The following is a 19906-nucleotide window of genomic DNA, read 5'->3' on the forward strand; positions in this document are numbered from 1 at the left end:
CTAAAGGAGGAAGATAAAAATGGTAAGAACGAGAAAGAGCATGAGCAGCGGGACGACGATGGCGCCCACCAACCTCATGGCGGCATCGCGCGACTGGCGGCGTCGCTCTGCCAATGCCGAAACGAAGAGCGGTCCGGCTGACGAGGTCTCTGGCGCGGGAGTGGCGGAGGCGGCAGATGGCTTGGCGGAGTCGGCTGACGGCTTGGCGGCATCAGCTGATGAAGCAGCGCCATCCCCCGCAGCGGTAAGAGAAGCCTCATCTGCCGCCGCTTCCACCCTACTCTGTCTGAGACGGCGCACGGCTTCGTTGCGCTCATCTATATAAATATAGGTATGGTGGAAACCTTGCGGCTTGCGGCTATTCAACCAGCCCATCGTGGTCAAGATGTTGGAGAGGGGCCTCCTGACGCTTGCGCACCACGAGTCCTTCGCCGGCTTTCTTACCTCGCCAGTTGAAGATGTCATCCTTGTCGCGGGGCTTCAGGTCCTCGAGCCACACAAAGACATCGAGGCGCTCCGTGCCGGGCGGGATTTGCGTCATGGGGTACATCGTGCCTTGCGGCTTGCTTGCCCATACCTTCTCCAACTGGCGCTCGGGCGAGAGAAACATGCGCAGGGTGTCGGTCTCCATGTAGTTGAGCGCCACAAGCGAACTGTCTTTCTCGTCGGTGTAGTAATACACGGTCCTCACGTTGCCTATGGCCTCGGTCTGGCGTATGCTGCCTGCTTCGAAGTAGGCATTCATCAGTCGCGACGACACCTGGTTGTAGTGCTGCTTGTCTGGCAACTGCTCTACCGAGAATGCCTGGCCGTCTACCTGTGCAAAGCGGATGGTCGAGTCGTTCATGTAGACGCGTATGACTTCGCCGAGCAACTGTCTGCCGCCGTTCCACACCACCGGGTCCTTGTACATGGTCATGCAGGAGTCCTGGCTGTTGAAGACGATAGAGTCGCTGATGGCCTGGACATCGGTGCGATAGACGCTGACGTGGTTGTAGCAGTGTATCTTGCGATAGACAGAGTCGGTATTGATATTGAAAGTGTAGATGCGGATAGAGTCGGAATGGGCGTAGAGCGTGTCGGCACTCTGCGAAAAGTCCTTGAGCAGCGCACGCTTGGTGGCATAGCCTTCGCCGGTCTTCTCGTTGTACTTGAGCTTATCGCAGACGAGCGAGTTCTTGTTCTTCTTGTCGATGTAGACCACGCGTCCGTAGCCGTAGCTGTCGCCATCCTTGGCGTAGAAGAGGCTGTCGCCCTCGAGCACCTTCTGACTGTCCTCGAGTCGTGAGCGATTGAAGAGCTGGGCTTTGTCGGTCTTGGTGTCATAGTAGGCATCGGTGGTGAGCACCACGCCATCCTTGGTATGTATCGTCGAACCTGGGCCAACGATATGGGCCTGCGACTTGCGAGTATCGTAATAGAGAGTGTCGGTGGCGATGTCGGTGTCTTCGCTGCGCATACGCACATTGTAGTAGAAGACAGCCTCGCGGGTCTCAAGATTATACTTTCCCCAGTCAGCCACGAGCTTGTCCTTGCCGTCCTCGAGCACACCGCCCTCAAGGAAGTAAGCGTAGTTGTAGAGTCGGTCGTAGTTGAGGCTGTCGGTTCTGAGCACCTGCTTGCGGTGGGTCAGCACCACATTGTAGCGTGCCGCCATACGCTGCTCCACGCCGTCGTAGTCGGCATAGCGGGAAGTGAGCGAGAGCGTGTCGCCCTGACGGAAGCGCACGTTGCCGAAGGCTTTCACCGAGTTGGACTCCTGAAAGAAGTAGGCACTGTCGCACCAGAGCTCGGCACCCTGGTGGCGGAAGTGGACACGTCCCTTGGCTATCTGCGCATCGGGGTTCATGCCATAGTGGTCAAACTTGAGTTCATCGGAATGGATGAGATAAATCTTCTCATCCTTGCCTTTGGGCTTGTGCTTCTTCTGCGTCACCACCGACTGCACGCAAAGCGCAAAAAAGCATAGAACTGCGACCAATGCAATTCTATGCCCTGATAAATATATCTTTACTTGTTTACCTTTCGTCATTTCACCCAACCTTGGTATTCAAAATCACAGTTCTTGTATCTGTCGGCCATCCAAACATACGTATGTTTGATTTTGTCGACCACCCAGTTGTGCAGTTTTTCCTCGCGCATCTTGTTGAGCACGATGTTCTTGAGCAGCTGGTAGTCCTCTGCCAGCGTAGCGCGATGACCGGGGATGCGGCTCTTGAGCTTGATGACGGCGCAGACCTTCTGTCCCTTCGCGTTAATCATCTCAAAGGCTTTTGACACATCGCCCACCTGCATGTTTTCCACCTGCTGTGCCACCTCTGTGGGCAGCGCCTTCATCTGGAAACGTGATGTTCGGCCTTCCTCTGTCTGGCTTGTGGCCATAAGTCCATTGTTGTTGCGGGTATCCTTGTCGTCCGAGATGTAAGAGGCAGCCTCTTCAAACGAATACTTGCCCTCGCGGATTTCGTCGGCGATAGAGTCAAGGCGCAGGCGCGTCTTCTCGACCACCTCATGGTCTACCTTGGGTATGCGCAGGATATGGCGCACCTTGATACGGTCGCCTCGTTTGTCGATGAGCTGGATGATATGGAAACCGAACTCAGACTCCACAATCTTGGAAATCTTCTTGGGGTCGGTGAGGTTGAATGCCACATTGGCGAAGGCTGGGTCGAGCATACCTCGGCCTACATAGTCGAGCTCACCGCCACTTCGGGCTGATTTTGGGTCCTCTGAGTAGAGGCGCGCCAGCGTGGCAAACGATGTCTCGCCACGGGTTACGCGGTCGGTGAAGTTGCGCAGCTCCTCCTTGACCTTGTTTATCTCTTCACGGGTAGCCTTGGGCTGGCGGGTGATAATCTGCACCTCGACCTCTACTGGCACGAAGGGCAGACTGTCTACGGGCAGCTTGTCGAAGTACTTGCGCACCTCGCTCGGAGTCGTCGCCACATCCTTTACCAGTTCCTTGCGCATCTTCTCTATACGCTGCTGGTTCTTGAATTCATCACGCATCTGCTGGCGCATTTGGGCTACGGTCTGGTTGCGATACTCTTCGAGCTTCTCCTTTGAGCCCGCCATCGAAATCCAGTAGTTGATCTGCTGGTCTATGCTTGTGGTCACTTCGCTCTCAGACACCTCGATAGAGTCTATCTCGGCCTGATGGAGGAAGAGCTTCTGCACTGCCATCTGTTCAGGGATGGCACAGTCGGGGTCTCCTTTCCACTGCATGCCTTCCATCTGTCCCTGCAGGCGCATAGTCTCGACATCCGACTTGAGGATGGGCTCGTCGCCCACCACCCAGATTACTTCGTCGACCACAGCCGACTCGGGCACGTTGGCCACTGTGTCTTTAGCTACCTTGACGGTATCTTTGGGCGCCTGGCCTTTCATGACCCACTGGCCCTTGCCAGCCATCGCGTTGCCGCCGGCTATCAGCGTGAGGGCGGCGGCACCTATACCTATTTTATATATATTCTTCATCTTCTAATGTTTGTTTACCGTGTTTACCACATCCTCGTTGACCGTGAAAGTATACCGCTTACGCAACTCCCCGACCCACTTCTCCTCGAGATACTCCTGATAGTCGGCCACCACGAGGGCGTTCACGTCGGCTGCCTCTTTAGGGGCCTTGAGTTTCTTGCCATAGACGGCGTCGAAGGGGAAGTCCTTGTTGGGCTTGGCCTCATCGCCGGTCTTGAAGACCAGTCGGTCGATGGTTTTGTTGTCGCCTTTGACGAATATACCTTTCTCTACGCGTATGCGCAGGATGCTGTCATTGTTGAATGTGGTGCGCAGCCGCTCAGCCCATTTGTCAAAGGGCAGCCCCTTCACCGCCTTTTTCACCGCGGCGATGTCTGCCTTGGTACGGGTGTGATAGGCAATGCCTTTGTAGTGAGGCTCAGTCCACTTGTAGCGCTTGCGGTTGGCCTTGAAGTAGTTTTCCTGACCTTCCTTGTCGTTCTGGGCTTTCTCCCATACGGTGCGGTTGCTCATTTCAAAGAGCAGCAGACCGTCGTGATACTCCTGGATAAGATAGCGCAGCTCGGGCTGCTTGGCCTCGAGCTCCTTCATGCGGGCGGTGAGCACCTCTTCGTGCGACACATTGCTGCCCTGCTGGCGCGCTATCGAGTCAATGCGCTGGTTGATTATTGCCTCAACCATTCCCCTGCGTTCTACAAACTGCAGGATTGACGCGCGCAGTGTGTCGTAGGGCATACACATGCGGCGGTCTTTCATCAGGATGATATGCCATCCTGCCGGCGACTCAAAGGGACGGCTCATCTGCCCTTTCTCGAGGGCGTAAGCCTGGGTTTCAAACTCTTTGAGCGTTTGTCCGTGCTCTATCCACGGCAGTTCACCACCCTGCTGGGCAGAGCCCTTGTCGTCAGAGAGACGGCGAGCCACGTCGGCAAAGTCGGCTCCCGCCTGCAGCACGCTGTAGATTGAGTCTATGCGCGCCTTGGCTGCAGCCACCTTCTCCGGAGTGGTCTTCTGGCGCAGCATCACGAGGATATGCGCCGGCTTTACCAGTCCGCCGTTGCCGTCCACACGCTGCCGGTATTCGGCATAGACGCTCTTGGCCTGGGCCTCCACGTCTTCGGGTGTGACAAACGATGGACGTATCTGCTGGTCACGGTAAGTGGCAAACTCCTTGCGAAACGACTCCATCGTGTCCAGTTTCGCGTCGAGAGCCGCCTCTACCTTCAGCTTGTAGTTGATGAACAAATCGACATACTCCTTCACGCTCTTGCGGTCTATGACGCCCGCATTGTTGTTTTTGTTGTACGAGTACTCAAACTCCGAGCGCAGCACAGGCTTGTTGTTGACCGTCATGATGACGGGGTCGCTCTGAGCATGAACTGGGCTGCCCCACCAGAGTGCGGCAGCCATCAGTAGTATTGTTGTTTGTTTCATCTTGCTCTATACCTTTTATATATATTACTCGTGGCGGCTGTAGTTAGGCGCCTCGCTGGTGATGGTGATGTCGTGGGGATGACTCTCCAGCACACCTGCATTGGTGATACGGGTAAACTTGGCATTGTGCAGCAGGTCGATGGTGGCAGCTCCGCAGTAGCCCATACCCGAGCGCAGTCCACCAATGAGCTGGTAGATAACCTCCTGAACCGTTCCCTTGTAGGGCACGCGGCCGGCGATGCCTTCGGGCACCAGCTTCTTCACATCGGTGGTGTCGCCCTGGAAGTAGCGGTCCTTAGAGCCGTTCTTCTGCTCCATAGCCTCGAGCGAACCCATACCGCGATAGCTCTTGAACTTACGACCGTTGAAGATGATGGTATCGCCAGGACTTTCCTCGGTACCGGCAACGAGCGAACCTATCATCACCGACGAACCGCCGGCAGCAAGAGCCTTGACAATGTCGCCCGAATAGCGCAGACCGCCATCGGCAATCAGTGGCACGCCAGTACCCTGGAGTGCAGAGTAGACGTCGTAGACAGCGCTCAGCTGGGGCACACCCACACCGGCTACCACACGTGTAGTACAGATTGAGCCCGGGCCGATGCCCACCTTGATGGCGTCGGCGCCATTGTCTACCAGCATCTTGGCTGCGGCACCTGTAGCCACGTTGCCCACCACGATGTCTATACCGGGGAAGGCAGCCTTGACCTCGCGCAGCTTCTCTACCACGCCCAGTGAGTGACCGTGGGCTGTGTCTATCACGATGGCATCGGCACCTGCGCCCACCAGGGCTGCAGCGCGCTCCAGCGTGTCCTTGGTGACGCCCACTCCGGCAGCCACACGCAGACGACCCTTGTCGTCCTTGCAGGCCATAGGTTTGTCCTTGGCCTTGGTAATATCCTTATAGGTGATAAGACCCACGAGATGGTTCTCGGCATCTACCACCGGGAGTTTCTCTATCTTATGTTCCTGCAGTATCTGTGCAGCCGCAGCCAGGTCGGTCTGCTGATGGGTGGTCACCAGATTTTCGCTGGTCATCACCTCGTCGATGGTCTTGTCCAGGCGACGCTCGAAGCGCAGGTCGCGGTTGGTGACGATACCTACCAGATGGTTTTCCTCATCCACTACGGGTATGCCGCCGATGTGGTAGTCGTGCATCATGGCCAGCGCATCCTGCACGGTGCGGCCCTTGCGTATGGTCACGGGGTCGTAGATCATACCGTTCTCAGCACGCTTCACGATTGCCACCTGACGGGCTTGGTCGTCGATGCTCATATTCTTGTGTATCACACCGATACCTCCCTCGCGGGCAATGGCGATGGCCATCGACGACTCGGTCACGGTGTCCATGGCAGCCGTCACAAAAGGCACATTGAGCTCAATATGGCGCGAAAACATGGTTTTCAACTCTACCGTCTTGGGCAACACTTCTGAATAAGCGGGAATCAAGAGGACGTCGTCGAAAGTGAGACCGTCCATCACTACTTTATCTGCAACAAATGATGACATATGTATTTTTGAAATTTATTGCATGCAAATTTAGCAATAAAAATTCATTCACGAGTGTGTTTTCCCGATTTTCTATCACAATTAATTGTATTTAACGCTGAAAGGGCGACTCCCATCAGGCCCGCTCTTACACATCCGAGATGCCTCACGACGATTACGACCACGACCGTAGTCTCTATCCAGACCGCGGTGGTTGACGGCAGCAGGGAGCGCACCGACACTGGCAGGAAGCGGCGAGACATTATCAAGGAGCAGCAAGACACCGCAAAGCCGACACCCTCAGATGTCGCCGTGACCATCACCAGACTGATTGCAGACCGCGAAACAGTCATTTCACAGTCTGCAATCGTCATATCCTGCCGCGAAATACTCCTATCGCGCCTCGCATCTACATTATACAGCATCCCGGCAGAGTCTGCGGTCGCCGGCGTACCTTTGCCGCAGCCCTCTGCCCGGTGCTTGTCCATCTCCTTGCCCGTCTACGCCTTGCCCGTCGCGGTGGGGTGTTCGGCGCTACTTCGCCGTGGGCGCTTTCTTCAGGTCGTCATTATAGATAGAGTGACGCGAGCGCTTGGTCTTGGAGTACTTCATGTCGCCCAGACGATAGCTGACGCCTATGCTGATGCCTTGACGCGAATAGCGTCTGTCCGACTGGCTCTGATAGCCGGGGCCTTGTGTATAAGTGGTACGGGTGAGCCACTTATGAAACGGGTCGGCGGCACGCAGCGACACGATGAGGCGCTTGCTGCGCAGGAACGGCCGCGACAGCGAGAAGTAGTTATACACGAGACCGTCTACCCTATCCTGCAGCGTGACGTCTCTCGACCGCGCCGACAGGATGGCATAGAGCGAGATGTCTGCCGGCAGCCTCCACGACAGGTTGAGGTCTGCGTTGCCGGTCCATCCGTGGTTTTGCAGCTGGCGGCTGGGCGCTCTGAGGTCTATATAGGCGGCTCCCATGCTCAGCGTGAGCCAGAGCTTGGAGGTGAGGTTCCACTTGTAGTAGACATTCACAGCCGTACGCTCCACCTTGCCTACATTGAGATAGGTGGTATAGACGGCACCGGGCGCGGCATAGTGCTTGCCGTTGTCGAAATACTCGCCCCCTTCGCCTATCAGTCTGCTGTAGCTCTCGATACCATTGCTCAGATGGCGGTAACTCAGGCTCAGACTGAGGTTGGTCTTGCGGGTAAACCATCCATAGGTGGCGCCCAGGTTATAGCTGTTTTCTGCGTCCAGGCTGCTGTTGCCCTGCACGATGTTCTGCGGGTTCAGGTTGTTGAAGTAGGGGTTGAGATAGTATATACTGGGGCGTGCCAGCCTCTTGCCGTACTCCAGCCTCAGCGACTGGGCCTTGGCGAGCTTCAGGTTGACCCTCACCGACGGCACCACGTTGGCGTAGTGGCTCGAGTAGTTGCCCTCTGCGCCTATGGGCCCTGCCAGATACTTGATGTCCTGATAGGTATATTCGTAGCGCAGGCCCGGCATCACCGAGACGGTCTTTCCGCGGTAGGTATAGCTGAGATAACCGCCCACGATGTCATTGCGGTTTTTGTAGTGGTTGCTCCGCAGGTCGTTGTGGGCCCACTGCCCCGACATGGCCCTGCTGTCATAGAGGTCGTTCTGGCTCTCGTTGTTGCGCAGGATGTACTTGGCGCCCACTTCCAGCGTGTGCTGCCGCCCCAGCGGTGTGCTATAGTCCAGCTGCAGGGTGTGTTCGTTGGTCTTGTTGTCACGGTTGGAGCGGTTGTCATAGAGTTGGAGCTGTTCTATCAGGCTCGCCATGCCGCCACTCACGATGTCGGCATACTGGGTGATGTCCTTGCTGTGCGACGGACCGGTACTCAGCTGATACGACAGCGTGGTGACGCGCTGGTGGTTGCGTCTTCCGTTGCGCTGGTAGTCCAGATTAAGGGTGCCGTTGAGCATCGAGTTCTTCAGATTGCCATGGCGCAGATACGAGTAGTCTGCCTGACTGTTGCCCTGGCTCCACATGCCGGTACGCTCGTCACTCATCATGTGCTGTTGGGCAGCCATACCCATCAGCGAGAAGGTGATCATCTGCACGCTGTCTATCTCGTAGCTGGCGTTGACCGAGGCAAACTCGGTGTTGTCCTGCGACTTGGTGCTGTTCACGCTCCTGAGTTGGGTGGTGCCACCCGCGCCGTAGCCATTGCGCAGCAGCGACGTCCTGTCCTCGGGCGCCAGTATGCGGTTGTAAGAGAAGTCGGCGTCAAAGGCAAACCGTCCTATCTTGCTCATCGTCATCACGCTGCCGTTGTAGGCCACCGTACCTGCATCGGCCGACAGGGTGGTAAGATGGCCCTCATACTGCGAGCGCATCACGATGTTGATAACGCCGCCTATACCCTCGGCATCATACCGGGCACCCGGCGAGGTAATGACTTCAATGCTCTTGACCATCTCGGCAGGCAGACTGCGCAGCACCTCCTTGGGGTTGCGCGTGACGGCGGTCTTGCGACCGTTCTGCAGGATGAGAAACTTCTTGGTGCCATTCATCTCTATATTGCCGTCGCCGTCTACGCTTATCAGTGGCACCTTGCCCATCATCTCCGAAAGTCGCAGTATCTTGGCGTCGGGGTCCGACGCCACATCGTAGGTCAGCTTGTCCACATCCATCGTCACCAGCGGTTTCTGTGCATCCACCGTTACCTCTTTCAGCATCTTCACATCATCGGCGACATAGACGGCCCCTATGTCCATGACTTCCTGTCCCTCCGTCAGAGCGAAGCGACGGGGCTCAGCCACTCTGCCCACCATGGCTGCGGTGACGGTGTATTGGCCGGGCATGACGGGCACCACCACCTCAAATCGGCCAACGCTATCGGCCAGCACCTTCTTCACGCCGGTGCCAGGCAGCGACTTGTGTGCCACGCATACGGTGGCCATCATCTCGGGCTCGCCGGTCTCCTTGTCCATCACCGTTCCCGTAACCTTACACATCGGGACAGTGGCGGGCGTCTGAGCGCCCATCGGCATCGCAAACATGACAGCCAGTACTGTCAGCATCATTGATAGTGGTTTCATAGGCTTATAGTTTTATTACACATTCACAAAGCGTAGCTCCGCAAAACTCCTGGATTAGAAAGGAATGTCCAAATGTAAAAAGAAAAAACGATATGGCAATCTTTTTCCTCGTTTTTTTACGTTCCCCGTGCATTTTTTTCATTTCCACGCTGATTATGTGACCATTTGTGTCGCCGATGACCACTCCGGCAGCCACTTCCACCATCGGGCGACGGCTGCCGACCTGCTCTGCCACCCTCTGCTGCCGTTGCAGAGATGCCGCATGGCTCTGCCCAGGCGAGAGGATGACCACAGACTGCGCCGTGTAACCGGCAGAAAAGTTATTGCAAACGATTAGGCTTATGGATGAGCACCTCAGGTTCTGATCCGCCAGCGAAAATCACTCCTTGGCTGACTATACAGGAAGAGCGGCTTGAGAGAGTGGCGTTGCCCACCCTTTCAAGCCGCTTGTCGTTGCGCCCGCCCTATATACATTATATTATATATAGACGCGCCACTACCCTTGTCGGTCTTATGCGTTTCCAGACGATACGCACGCACCCCCTGCCTCTTGCCAGAGGCGACAAGAGGCGGTCCGGGTGTATGGGCAGCCTATTTCAGACGCTGCGCCAATCTGCCGAGATACTCTATGCCATAGACAGGCCATAGCGGCACCTTGCGCACATTGGTCCTCACCGCCGGTATGTCGAGCGCCAGGAAGAGCAGAGTCATGCAGCCGCTCATCCAGACCACGATGCCGTAAATCTGCTTGAGGGCTACGCTCATCATACTGCGTATATACTGCTCCATAAAGGCAGGGTAATTCATCTGCGACAGGTCCAGACGCGTCAGCGTGAGCCCTTGGCCGTAGCGGGCTATGTCGTCGTTCATGAACCAGGAGAACCAGTGGGTGTAGATGCCATATCCGGCAGCACCGGCGAGATACATGTGGAAGATATTGAACACGAAGAGCCCCATGAAGAACTGTTCCAGACTGGGGGCAGACTCGTTGAGAGCCCACATGAGCGTGGCGGCGAGAATGGCATAAGCCGCACCGCGGCAGATGATAGGCAGACGGAACTGCTCGATGTTGACCTGCATGTCGAGTCTGAAGTACATGAGCAGGGCATAAGCCAGGATGAAGCCGAAGCCAAGGGCAAAGAGTTTCCACACCTTCCACTTCATCACCTTGAGCCACAACAGGTCGATGGCTATGCCCAGATAGACGCCGGGCAGTGCCCATAAGAGCAGTTGTGCCTTGGTATGCTCTTCCAGCCGTATCACCTCGGTATAGAGTATTTCCTCGAGGGTGTGCTCGCAGCCTAAGAGAAGCTCGCCCATTGTCACCACCACCATGATGGGCACTATGTTGCGCAGCCTGAAGATTCTCAGGTCTACATAGGGATTGCCCACCCTGAGCAGCCTGTGTACCACCACGCCCGCCAGAGCCAGCGCCACGCCCGTCAGGATGCGCAGTGTGCGGCTGTCCATCCACATCTTGTAGTCGCCATAGACAAAGATGTAGGACAGCACGAGCATGAGCAGACTGATAAGCAGACCGCTGCAGAAGTCGATGCCACGCAGGCTTATCCTGTTGGGCATGGGGCAGAAGGGACGGCACATCACCAGCTGCACGCCCACCACCACGCACATGGCGCCGATGATGAATACGTGCATCATCTGCCAGGTGAAGTGATAGCCGAACCAAGCCGCCAGGAAGGCGCTGCCCTCGATAGACGTGAGCAGCACGATGTGGAGCACGGGGAAGAACACGGCAAAGTCGCGGCGGGGAGTTATCCACAGCTGGATGTTGCTCATCAACTCAAAGGTGCCTTGCAGCTTGGCCATACCGCCTATGAAGCACACCACCAGCAGTAGCGGCATGAAGGTGGTATGGATGGTCACGAGGTTGGTCACGGCTATGACCACCGCCGAGGTGATGAGCAGCTGCTGGTTGGTAAAGCGGAACTTCATGCGGAAGAGCATGGGGAAGTAGATGGCCATGCCGGCAAGACTGGCATAGAGCAGCATCATCAGGTCTTCTATCATGAAGTTGGTGGAACCCTGGATGGCCTCAAGCGAACCCAGGTACATACTGCCAGAGAACTGGATGCAGAACGCACACAGCACATATATCCACGGCCGGATGCACCGTGGCACCCAGTCGCGGAACATGGGCATATTGAAGCCCATGCCTGCTGTCTGTGGGGGAGGAGGCATTGGTATCATAATCGTCCTTGGCGTCGTAATCAGTATTTCACCTCACACTCCACGTTGTACCCGGCATGCAGGCGGGCAAGGTCTTTGGCGCTGTTGCCGTCGAGGGCGATGCGCACGGTGACGCGCTGTTCGACCTTGACAAAGTTGCCAGTGGCATTGTCGACGGGAAGGAGCGAGAAGGCGCTGCCCGTGGCACGGCTGATGCGCTCCACGCGACCCCGATAGACGATACCGGGCACGGCATCGACGGTGAACTGCGCCTCAGACCCTTCGTGGATATGGTCGAGCTGGCTCTCCTTGTAGTTAGCCTCGACCCACAGACTGCCCGCATCGACGATGTTTACCAGTGTCTGACCGGGCTGCACGAGCATGCCCTCCTGGATGTCCTTGGTACCCACCACGCCGTCGCAGGTGGCGATGATGTAGCAGTAGGAGAGGTTGAGCTGGGCCAGCTGGACGGCAGCCTGGGCGAGTCGCAGCGTGCTGATAGAGGCAGAGAGGTGGTGGCCCTGCTCGGTCTTGACGCTGGTCTGGGTGGCACGCGAGCGAGCCGCCTGCTCGTATCGGGCTTTGGCACTGAGGTAGGCAGTATGCACGTTGTCATACTGCTGGCGGGTCACAGCCTCCTTGGCGAGCAGGGCTTCGAAGCGGGCGTCCTCGCGACGGGCGTTGTCCAGATGGGCACGGGCTTCCTCGATGCTGGCATCGGTCACCTGCATGCCCGCTTCGGTGGTGGCTATGCTGGAGCCAGTGGCCTTGGAGCCCTCTTCGGCGCGGGCAAGGTCGGCCTGGGCCTGGGCCAGACGCAGACGAAACTCGGTGTCCTCGATGACCACCAGGGTGTCGCCCTTCTTGACGTGCTGGAACTCCTCAAACCTTACCTCCTTGACGAAACCCTGCACACGGGTGTTCTGGGGAGTGACGTGCTGGCGCACACGGGCGTTGTCGGTAAACTCTACATGGCCGAAGTGGCCGAAATTGACAATGACGATACTGGCTCCGATTACAATGAGCAGGAGCACCATGCTGTTGTAAACGTATTTCTTGATATTCTTCATCTTGATGGTTGTTGCGGGTCTGCCGGTGGCGACCCTTGGGTTGGTGTATAGGGTATGGGGTGTAGGGGTGCCGGTGGCTACAGCTGCCCGGCTATGTACTTCATCTTATAATAGGCATAGGCGATGTTGATGCGCGCATCGACCTCGCCCAGTTCGGCGTCGAGCTTCATATTGGTAGCGTCTATCATGTCGGTGATGAGCGCCAGCTGGTTGAGATAGCGGTTGTTGACCACCTGATAGTTCTGGCGCGCCAGCTCCACGCTCTTCTGCTGGGTTTCGAGCTCGGCATAGCTCTGCAGATAGAGGGTGTAGGCAGCCTGTATGTCGTTGTTTACCTGCTCGGCAGCCACCTCCTTGCGCTCGGCGGCGTTGCGGGAGTTGAGCCGGGCCTGCGCCAGCTTGCGGTTGCTCTTGAAGAGCGCCGACAGCTGATACTGCACGCCCACGCCCACATACCACACGTTGAGGTTCTTGTCTACGGGCGGCAGTTCAAAGGTGATGGGGCCGTTGAAGTTGTTCTGCGCCACGAGAGCCACCTTGGGCAGCAGTTCGCTCTTGGCGATGCGCTCCTGTTGGCGTGCCATCTGCTCGCCCACGCCCGCCATCACCAGTTTAGGGCTTGCCGCCACGGCTGCAGTCTGCCAGTAGGCTTCGCCATCCTTGCCATAGAGGGCAGAGCAGGCATCGTCGGCAGGCTCTATCGCATAGTCTATAGGCAGTCCGAGCGTGTTGCAGAGCTGGTGGTTGAGTATGCGGCGGCTGTTGTGCAGCTGGGTAAGACTCAGACGGAGCCGCTCCATCTGCAGTTCGTATCGGGTGATGTCGTTCTTGAGCGCCACGCCCTGCTGTTGCTTCTCGGTAATGTTGTCGATGAGCTTCTGGGTGAGCGCGATGTTGTTCTCTACCACCCTCTCGCGGTTTGCGGTCTTCATCAGGTCCAGATACTGGCCCAGAGCGATGAAGCGCTGGTTCTGCAGATTGAGAGCCAGCTCGGCCCGAGCCTGGTCGGCACCCAGTTGTGCCAGACGGATGCCTGCATCGATGGCTCCGCCGGCATAGACGGTCTGGCGGGCATCTACCACCAGCTGGTTGCCGAAGTGGGGCGAATGGAGGCCATGCACATGGGCAAAGTCGCGGTCGGTAAGCACTGCATTGCCGATATAGCTGGCAGAGACCTGGGCTCCCACATCGGGCAGACGCTGGCTGCGGGCTGCCCTGACACCCTCGTCGGCAGCTGCCACAGCAGTCTTGCCCGCGCGGATGGTGCGGTTGTGCTGGTCTATCAATCCATACATGTCTCCGATAGTCATCCTGTGCTCATTCTGAGCATGAGCGTTGGTCGTAATGGCGATACACACGGTTATCGCATAGAATAGTCTTCAGTTCATATCTTTTCTAAAAATCGGTGCAAAGGTAGTTACTATTTGGGAAGCAACAGTGAATAAAAATACGCCAGAATTTGACATTTTGGGAAACTTGGAGTAATTTTGCAGCATGCAAGAGACCCAACTTACCACCATCAGCAGTGCCGTCATCGACGGCGAGAGCCACACACTCGACCGGGGAGCCATCATCTACAGCCACAGGGGCATCGCCTCGGTACGTATCAATTTCGACCACTGGGATATGCAGGGCGAGAGCGTGCTTATCATGTTTCCTGGAGATGTTATAAAATGGGAAATGATGGATGACGACTTCTCTGCCGACGCCATCATCTACAGCAGCGACATACTGCGTACGGCGAGCCTCAACATCGAGCACACGGTCTACGATACGCTCAGGGCCGACCGCCGGTGTGGCTACCCCGAGCTCATCGCCCATGTCGTAGACAGCATGTTCCGTATCTTCCGCTTCTATTTCACCGTAGAACACTACACGCTCACCGACCGCATCGTGACCCTGCAGCTGCAGGCGTTCTTCCTGGGTTTCTACGACTATCTGCTCGCCAATCCCCGCGAGCCGGGCAATGACCGCGGCACCCAGCGCAAGGTAGAGCTGTTCAACCGGTTTATGCAGCTGCTCGAAGACGAATACCGCTTGGGACACGAGGTAAACTACTATGCGCAGCGCATGAACATCTCGCGCAAGTATCTGGGGCTCATCGTCAGCGACAGGACTGGCGTATCGCCCAAGCGCATCATCGACGAGTACATCATGCTGAGGCTCAAGCTCGCCCTGCGTACCTCCAAGCGCAGTCTGAAGCAGATAGCCGACGACTACAACTTCTCTGACCAGAGCGCTCTTACCCGCTACTTCCGCCATCATGCGGGGCTGTCGCCACAGCAGTACCGTCTGCGCCAGTAGGCTGCACGGCAGCGGGAGCCGCAAGCCACGCAGCCCGGCAGAGCGTGCATGACCAGATGGTGGGGCAACCCTCATGGGCGACGTGGGGAGCGCCCCCGCCGGCTCGTTTCAATAGGTACGAGAGCTCGTGACTTACGATACGTGCGCTCGTGACATAAGGCACGCGGGCTCGTGACTTATGTTACGAGCCGACAGCCATGACCTCCACGGCGACAGACATGGCGGCGGGCGCGCTGTCAGCGTTAAACAATCTTAAGAAACGGGGCTGCGGCATCCATAATCGGCGTTTCAATCGTCTTTAGTAGTGTAACCGCGCCGATGGCACCGATGGCCACGATGCCCTACGCTGCAACAACCAAAACAGACATGACAATGAAACAGACCCTGATAAGCATGGCGCTCATACTGATGCTCGCGCTATGCGCCAAAGCACAGAACACCCAGCACAGCTACACCATCACAGGCGTGGTGGCCGACTCGGTCACCCACGAGGGCGAGCCTTACGCCACGCTGACCATAGCGAGAGCCGACTCGGCAGCCAAGCCCGTAAAGCAAGCGCTCACCGACATCAAGGGCCGCTTCAGCATCAGCTCAAGCGGCACGGGCAGCTATCTGCTCATGGTAAGGTCGATGGGACGCAAGCCGATGCAGCGCGCCTACACCGTAGACGCCACCACACGCACCATAGACCTGGGCACGCTGCTCCTGCAGGACGGCGGCAACCAGCTGGAGACGGTCGAGGTGGTGGCCTACAAGCCGCTGGTCAAGGCCGATGTAGACAAGATAGCCTACAGCGTGGAGGACGACCCCGAGGCCAACACCAACACAGTGATAGAGATGCTCAAGAAGGTGCCCATGGTGACTGTAGACGGGCAGGACAACATACGGGTCAACGGCAACAGCTCGTTCAAAATCTATGTGAACGGCAAGCCCAACAACATGATGACCAAGAACCCGAAGGAGATACTCAAGAGCATGTCCGCATCGAGCATCAAGAAGATAGAGGTAATCACCAACCCCGGACCCAAATACGATGCCGAGGGCGTGGGCGGCATACTCAACATCATCACCACCGGCAGCGGCCCCGAGGGATATAATGCCTCGTTTTCTGCCGGAGCCAGCAACCACCACGTGAGCACCGGCGTCTTTGCCACCGTGAAGCAGGGCAAGCTCACCATGAGCGCCAGCTACAATGCCTACCCCCAGTGGCAGCCTAAGAGCCATGGCGACCAGCTGGTGGTCAAGACCGACGACAGCGGCAACGAGACCCAGCGCGACGTGACCACATCGACTGACCGCGGGCACTCCATCTGGCACGGCGGAAACCTGGACGCAAGCTACGAGATAGACTCGCTCAGACTGCTCTCGGGCTCAATCTCCATCAGCCGCTATCACAGCAACTACGACTTTGACAGCGACGTCTCGTCTACCCTACCCGCCACGGGCGAACGCCTCTACGGATATGGCATCCACCGTAACAACCGCGCCAACTGGAACGGACTGTATGCCAACATAGACTACCAGCGCTCGTTCAGCGTAGAAGACCGACGCCTCACCCTCTCCTACCGCATAGACAGCGACCCCTCTGACAGCGAACAGCGGCTGAGATATACCGACAGGTACAGCAATGCCGACTGGGACGCCTTCATGAACCGCATAGCCGACCAGCGCAACACCGACAACCAGCTCTCTGTGGAGCACACGTTCCAGATAGACTACACCACGCCCTTCGCCAAGTATCACAACTGGGAGACGGGAGTGAAATACATACTGCGCAACAACCGCTCGGACAACGACAAGTATACGCAGGCACCCGGACAGAGCGACGAGACCTACGACAGCGACAACAGTTCGCACTACCGTCACCGCAACGACATCCTGGCTGCCTATATGGGCTATGGCTACCAGAAAGACAAGTGGTCGGCACGTCTGGGCATGCGCTATGAGCACACGCTGCAGAAGGTAAAGTATCTGCTGGGTCGCGGCGCCGACTTCCACAAGGACTTCGACGACGTGGTGCCCTCCGCCCGTCTGGGCTACAAGCTCGGCGAAGCCTCCAACGTGGCACTGGGCTACAAGATGCGCATCTACCGTCCGGGTATATGGTTTCTCAATCCCTATCTCGTAGACCGGGACCCACAGAACATCATGCAGGGCAACCCCAACCTGGTGTCGGAGAAGAGCCACGACATCAGCCTGCAGTACAGCAACTACTCGAGCAAGCTCACCTATAACCTCACCGCCAGCTACCGCTTCAACAACAACAGCATCGAGAGCATCACCCGTCTCACCGACGACCGCGACATCGCGGGGCTGCCCCACCCCACGGGCAAAGAGGTGCTCTACACCACCTATGCCAACATAGGCGAGACGCAGAGAGCGGCTCTGAGCGCGTATGTCAACTGGAACCCCTGGACAGACACACGCATCACACTCAACGGACAGGGCGGATACAAGAGCATGAGCGACGGCCAGGAGCTGCGCAACCATGGATGGGTAGCCAACGTCAATCTCGGCGTGCAGCAGACCATCGCCAAGACATGGACAGTGAGCGCAAACATCTACAAGAGCACACCTGAAATCATGCTGCAGGGCAAGAGCTGCGGGTTCTTCCAGGACTCCTACTCGCTCAACAAGACATTGATGGACAAGAGACTCAATCTCTCGGTATTCATCGTCAATCCCTTCAAGGGATATATGACATGGCGCGACGAGCAGAGGGGCCCTAACTACTACACAGCATCAAGCAGCAGATACAGCCAGCGCACGTTTGGCGTGTCGGCAAGCCTGCGCATCGGCAAGCTCAAGGCCCAGGTGAAGCGTGCAGAGCGTAGCGTGGAAAACGACGACGTGAAGCAGGGCGGCGGTGGCGGCAAGGGTTAGCGCAGAGCCTGCCCCGGCACGGCTCTGGCTGACATCAGAGCCACCAGCGACAGGCTGAAAGACAGAGAAAGCGGCCAGAAAGACAGCAAGGGACATCGCGCATCGACACGCGACACTCAGAAAAATGCAGCACGGCTGCATTTTTTTTGTGCCAAACCTTTGTCGGTAAGATAAATGTGAGTATCTTTGAAACCGACATTCAGATAACGACAACAAGCATGAAAACCAAACAGACACTGACAGTCATCATCGCCACGCTGGCACTCACCGCCTGTGGCGTGCAGAAGTTGAGCCAGACGGAGAAACTCGTCAGGCAGACCCTGATAGCCCAGGAGACCGACAGCCTGGTAAAAAGCCGCCGCTTCGGCGTGGAGGTGTCGGCTGTATTCCCCCAGGGTGCTTCGATGCGCCATCTCAACTACGACTACGGCATCCAGGTTCACGGCGACACGCTGCGCTCGTATCTCCCCTACTTCGGCCGTGCCTACGAGGTGCCCTACGGCGGCGGCAAGGGGCTCGACTTCTCGGAGCCGATGAAACGATGGACGCTGACAGAGATGAAGAAAGGCGAGCAGCAGATGAAGATATGGGTGGAGAACGAGGAAGACTCGTACGTATACACGGTCCACATCTATCCGTCGGGCGTGGTAGACCTGACGGTAGACAGCCGGCAGCGCGACCGCATACGCTATAACGGTAACATCACCAAGGAGGCGCGCCGATGAGACGCCTTATACTATATATAATAGGTATAGTGGTGACGGCTATGGGCGCCCACGCCAATCCTCGCTACTGTGCCCGCTATGTCAAGGAGCATCTGCTCTACCAGCGGGGGGCTGAGACCAACGTGATAGACATAGACATGGAGTGGCCCGAGATGGTCGACGGGTCGGCGGCGGTGCCTCTGCAGCGGCTGCTGACACGCACCCTGCTCGGCAACGAGCACTCGACGCTCGACAGTGCCTACACCCGCTTTCTCGCACGCTTTGGCAAGCCCGTGACTCGGCAGTTTGACTCTATCCCCGACGACAGCCGCTTCTGCTACGTCAGTTGTACGCTCAAGCTGATAGGTCACCGTGCCGACAGTTATATCTCGATGAGAGCCAGCTATGTATGCTCGCCCGAGCAGAACTCAACGCAAAAGGGCGATACGGTGTCGATGCTGGTCACGTATGACCTCGGCAGCGGCACAATCATGCGCGATGCCGACCTGCTGCGCATCAACCGACTGCGCGACGGGTACTACGGCGACGACGTCGTCTACAACCTGCTCGCCGGAACCCACACCCCGCTGCCCGACAACATCTATACGCTACAGGTAAACGATGCCTGTCTCGCTGACGACGCACTGCTGATAGACATGTGCTGCACCGACGGCGAGCGCATCACCCCCTTCACCACGCTGGTGGCTCCCGACCGCATCAGGAGCATCGTGACCAAGAACGTGAAGCGGCTCATGAGCGGCAGCGTCACTCTCCTCACCGACCAGTATATGCTGCCCACGCGCGTGGATGGCGACACGGTATACACCCATGCCGACCAGGCTCCCCGATTTGACTTCAACGGCGAGAGCCTGATGAACTATCTGGCTCGCAACCTCAGACTCGACCCTGTGGCTATCGAGCGGCTTCCTGCAGGGGCTCGCGCCGTCATTGCCTTCATCGTAGACGCCAGCGGACACATACGCCGCCCCTGTGTGGTGAGCAGTGCCACGCCCGGGATTGACCGCGAACTGATGCGCGCAGCCCGACTCATGCCCGCATGGGCACCAGGAACGGTGGGAGGCAAGCCAGCCAACGTGTGGTGCATGCTGCCCATAGTGCTGAAGAAATAGAAATCGCACGGTGGGTCATCTCCAGCTGCGCAGAGGCATCCTCCAGCGATGCCAAGACACCCTCCAGCGACGCAGAGTTATGCTCCACGCCGCTGGTGTTGTCTTCAAGGGTCGGGAAGCGGCAGAAAAGGGTGCCGAAAGCGGTGGTGACAAGCCTGGC

Annotated in this window: 14 protein-coding genes; 5 read left to right on the top strand and 9 right to left on the bottom strand. The window is 57.4% G+C overall.

Going from position 1 to position 19906, the window contains the following annotated elements; all coding sequences use genetic code 11:
• The 6 genes from CIK95_RS11030 to CIK95_RS11055 form a co-directional block, all read right to left on the bottom strand.
• Positions 1-375 (bottom strand): hypothetical protein, encoded by a 375-nt coding sequence (locus CIK95_RS11030; protein WP_094467004.1) that lies wholly within the window; start codon positions 373-375, stop codon positions 1-3.
• Positions 359-2032, bottom strand: coding sequence for an OstA-like protein (locus CIK95_RS11035; protein ID WP_022311681.1), 1674 nt, complete (start codon positions 2030-2032; stop codon positions 359-361). Before CIK95_RS11035 ends, CIK95_RS11030 begins: the two co-directional genes overlap by 17 nt.
• Complete coding sequence (locus CIK95_RS11040; RefSeq protein ID WP_094467005.1) at positions 2029-3477, bottom strand: peptidylprolyl isomerase; 1449 nt, start codon at positions 3475-3477, stop codon at positions 2029-2031. The genes CIK95_RS11035 and CIK95_RS11040 overlap by 4 nt, the downstream gene beginning before the upstream one ends.
• Positions 3478-3480: 3 nt before the next feature.
• Complete coding sequence (locus tag CIK95_RS11045; protein ID WP_094467006.1) at positions 3481-4911, bottom strand: peptidylprolyl isomerase; 1431 nt, start codon at positions 4909-4911, stop codon at positions 3481-3483.
• 24 nt (positions 4912-4935) lie between these two features.
• Entirely contained in the window at positions 4936-6420 is a 1485-nt protein-coding gene (guaB, locus tag CIK95_RS11050; RefSeq protein ID WP_022311684.1) for an IMP dehydrogenase, read from the bottom strand.
• A gap of 513 nt (positions 6421-6933) precedes the next feature.
• Complete coding sequence (locus CIK95_RS11055; protein ID WP_094467007.1) at positions 6934-9468, bottom strand: outer membrane beta-barrel family protein; 2535 nt, start codon at positions 9466-9468, stop codon at positions 6934-6936.
• Positions 9469-9625: 157 nt separating this feature from the next.
• On the opposite strand from CIK95_RS11055, the gene CIK95_RS13220 reads away from it, so the two are divergent.
• The gene (locus CIK95_RS13220) at positions 9626-9805 is read left to right on the top strand and encodes a hypothetical protein (protein WP_158215133.1); all 180 of its coding nucleotides are present in this window, start codon (positions 9626-9628) and stop codon (positions 9803-9805) included.
• Between the two features lie 254 nt (positions 9806-10059).
• On the opposite strand, the gene CIK95_RS11065 is transcribed toward CIK95_RS13220, so the two are convergent.
• From CIK95_RS11065 to CIK95_RS11075, 3 genes are all read right to left on the bottom strand, one after another.
• Positions 10060-11676, bottom strand: a complete 1617-nt coding sequence (locus CIK95_RS11065) for a hypothetical protein (protein ID WP_094467008.1) — start codon at positions 11674-11676, stop codon at positions 10060-10062.
• A 20-nt stretch (positions 11677-11696) separates the two neighbouring features.
• Complete coding sequence (locus CIK95_RS11070; RefSeq protein ID WP_371591421.1) at positions 11697-12731, bottom strand: HlyD family secretion protein; 1035 nt, start codon at positions 12729-12731, stop codon at positions 11697-11699.
• A gap of 71 nt (positions 12732-12802) precedes the next feature.
• Positions 12803-14035: a TolC family protein gene (locus CIK95_RS11075; RefSeq protein WP_094467010.1), complete on the bottom strand. Its 1233-nt coding sequence runs from the start codon at positions 14033-14035 to the stop codon at positions 12803-12805.
• A gap of 184 nt (positions 14036-14219) precedes the next feature.
• Here CIK95_RS11075 and CIK95_RS11080 point away from each other — a divergent pair, with 184 nt between their 5' ends.
• From CIK95_RS11080 to CIK95_RS11095, 4 genes are all read left to right on the top strand, one after another.
• On the top strand, positions 14220-15029 hold the full coding sequence (locus CIK95_RS11080) for a helix-turn-helix domain-containing protein (protein ID WP_022311689.1): 810 nt from the start codon (positions 14220-14222) through the stop codon (positions 15027-15029).
• A 372-nt stretch (positions 15030-15401) separates the two neighbouring features.
• Positions 15402-17912: an outer membrane beta-barrel family protein gene (locus CIK95_RS11085; protein ID WP_254046461.1), complete on the top strand. Its 2511-nt coding sequence runs from the start codon at positions 15402-15404 to the stop codon at positions 17910-17912.
• A gap of 218 nt (positions 17913-18130) precedes the next feature.
• On the top strand, positions 18131-18637 hold the full coding sequence (locus CIK95_RS11090) for a DUF4251 domain-containing protein (protein WP_094467011.1): 507 nt from the start codon (positions 18131-18133) through the stop codon (positions 18635-18637).
• Positions 18634-19746 carry an energy transducer TonB gene (locus CIK95_RS11095; protein ID WP_144007815.1) on the top strand — a complete coding sequence of 371 codons (1113 nt, stop codon included), beginning with the start codon at positions 18634-18636 and terminating at the stop codon, positions 19744-19746. The genes CIK95_RS11090 and CIK95_RS11095 overlap by 4 nt, the downstream gene beginning before the upstream one ends.
• The last annotated feature ends 160 nt before the right edge of the window (positions 19747-19906 follow it).

It is taken from the genome of Prevotella sp. P5-108 (genome assembly GCF_002251385.1).
Lineage (GTDB): Bacteria > Bacteroidota > Bacteroidia > Bacteroidales > Bacteroidaceae > Prevotella.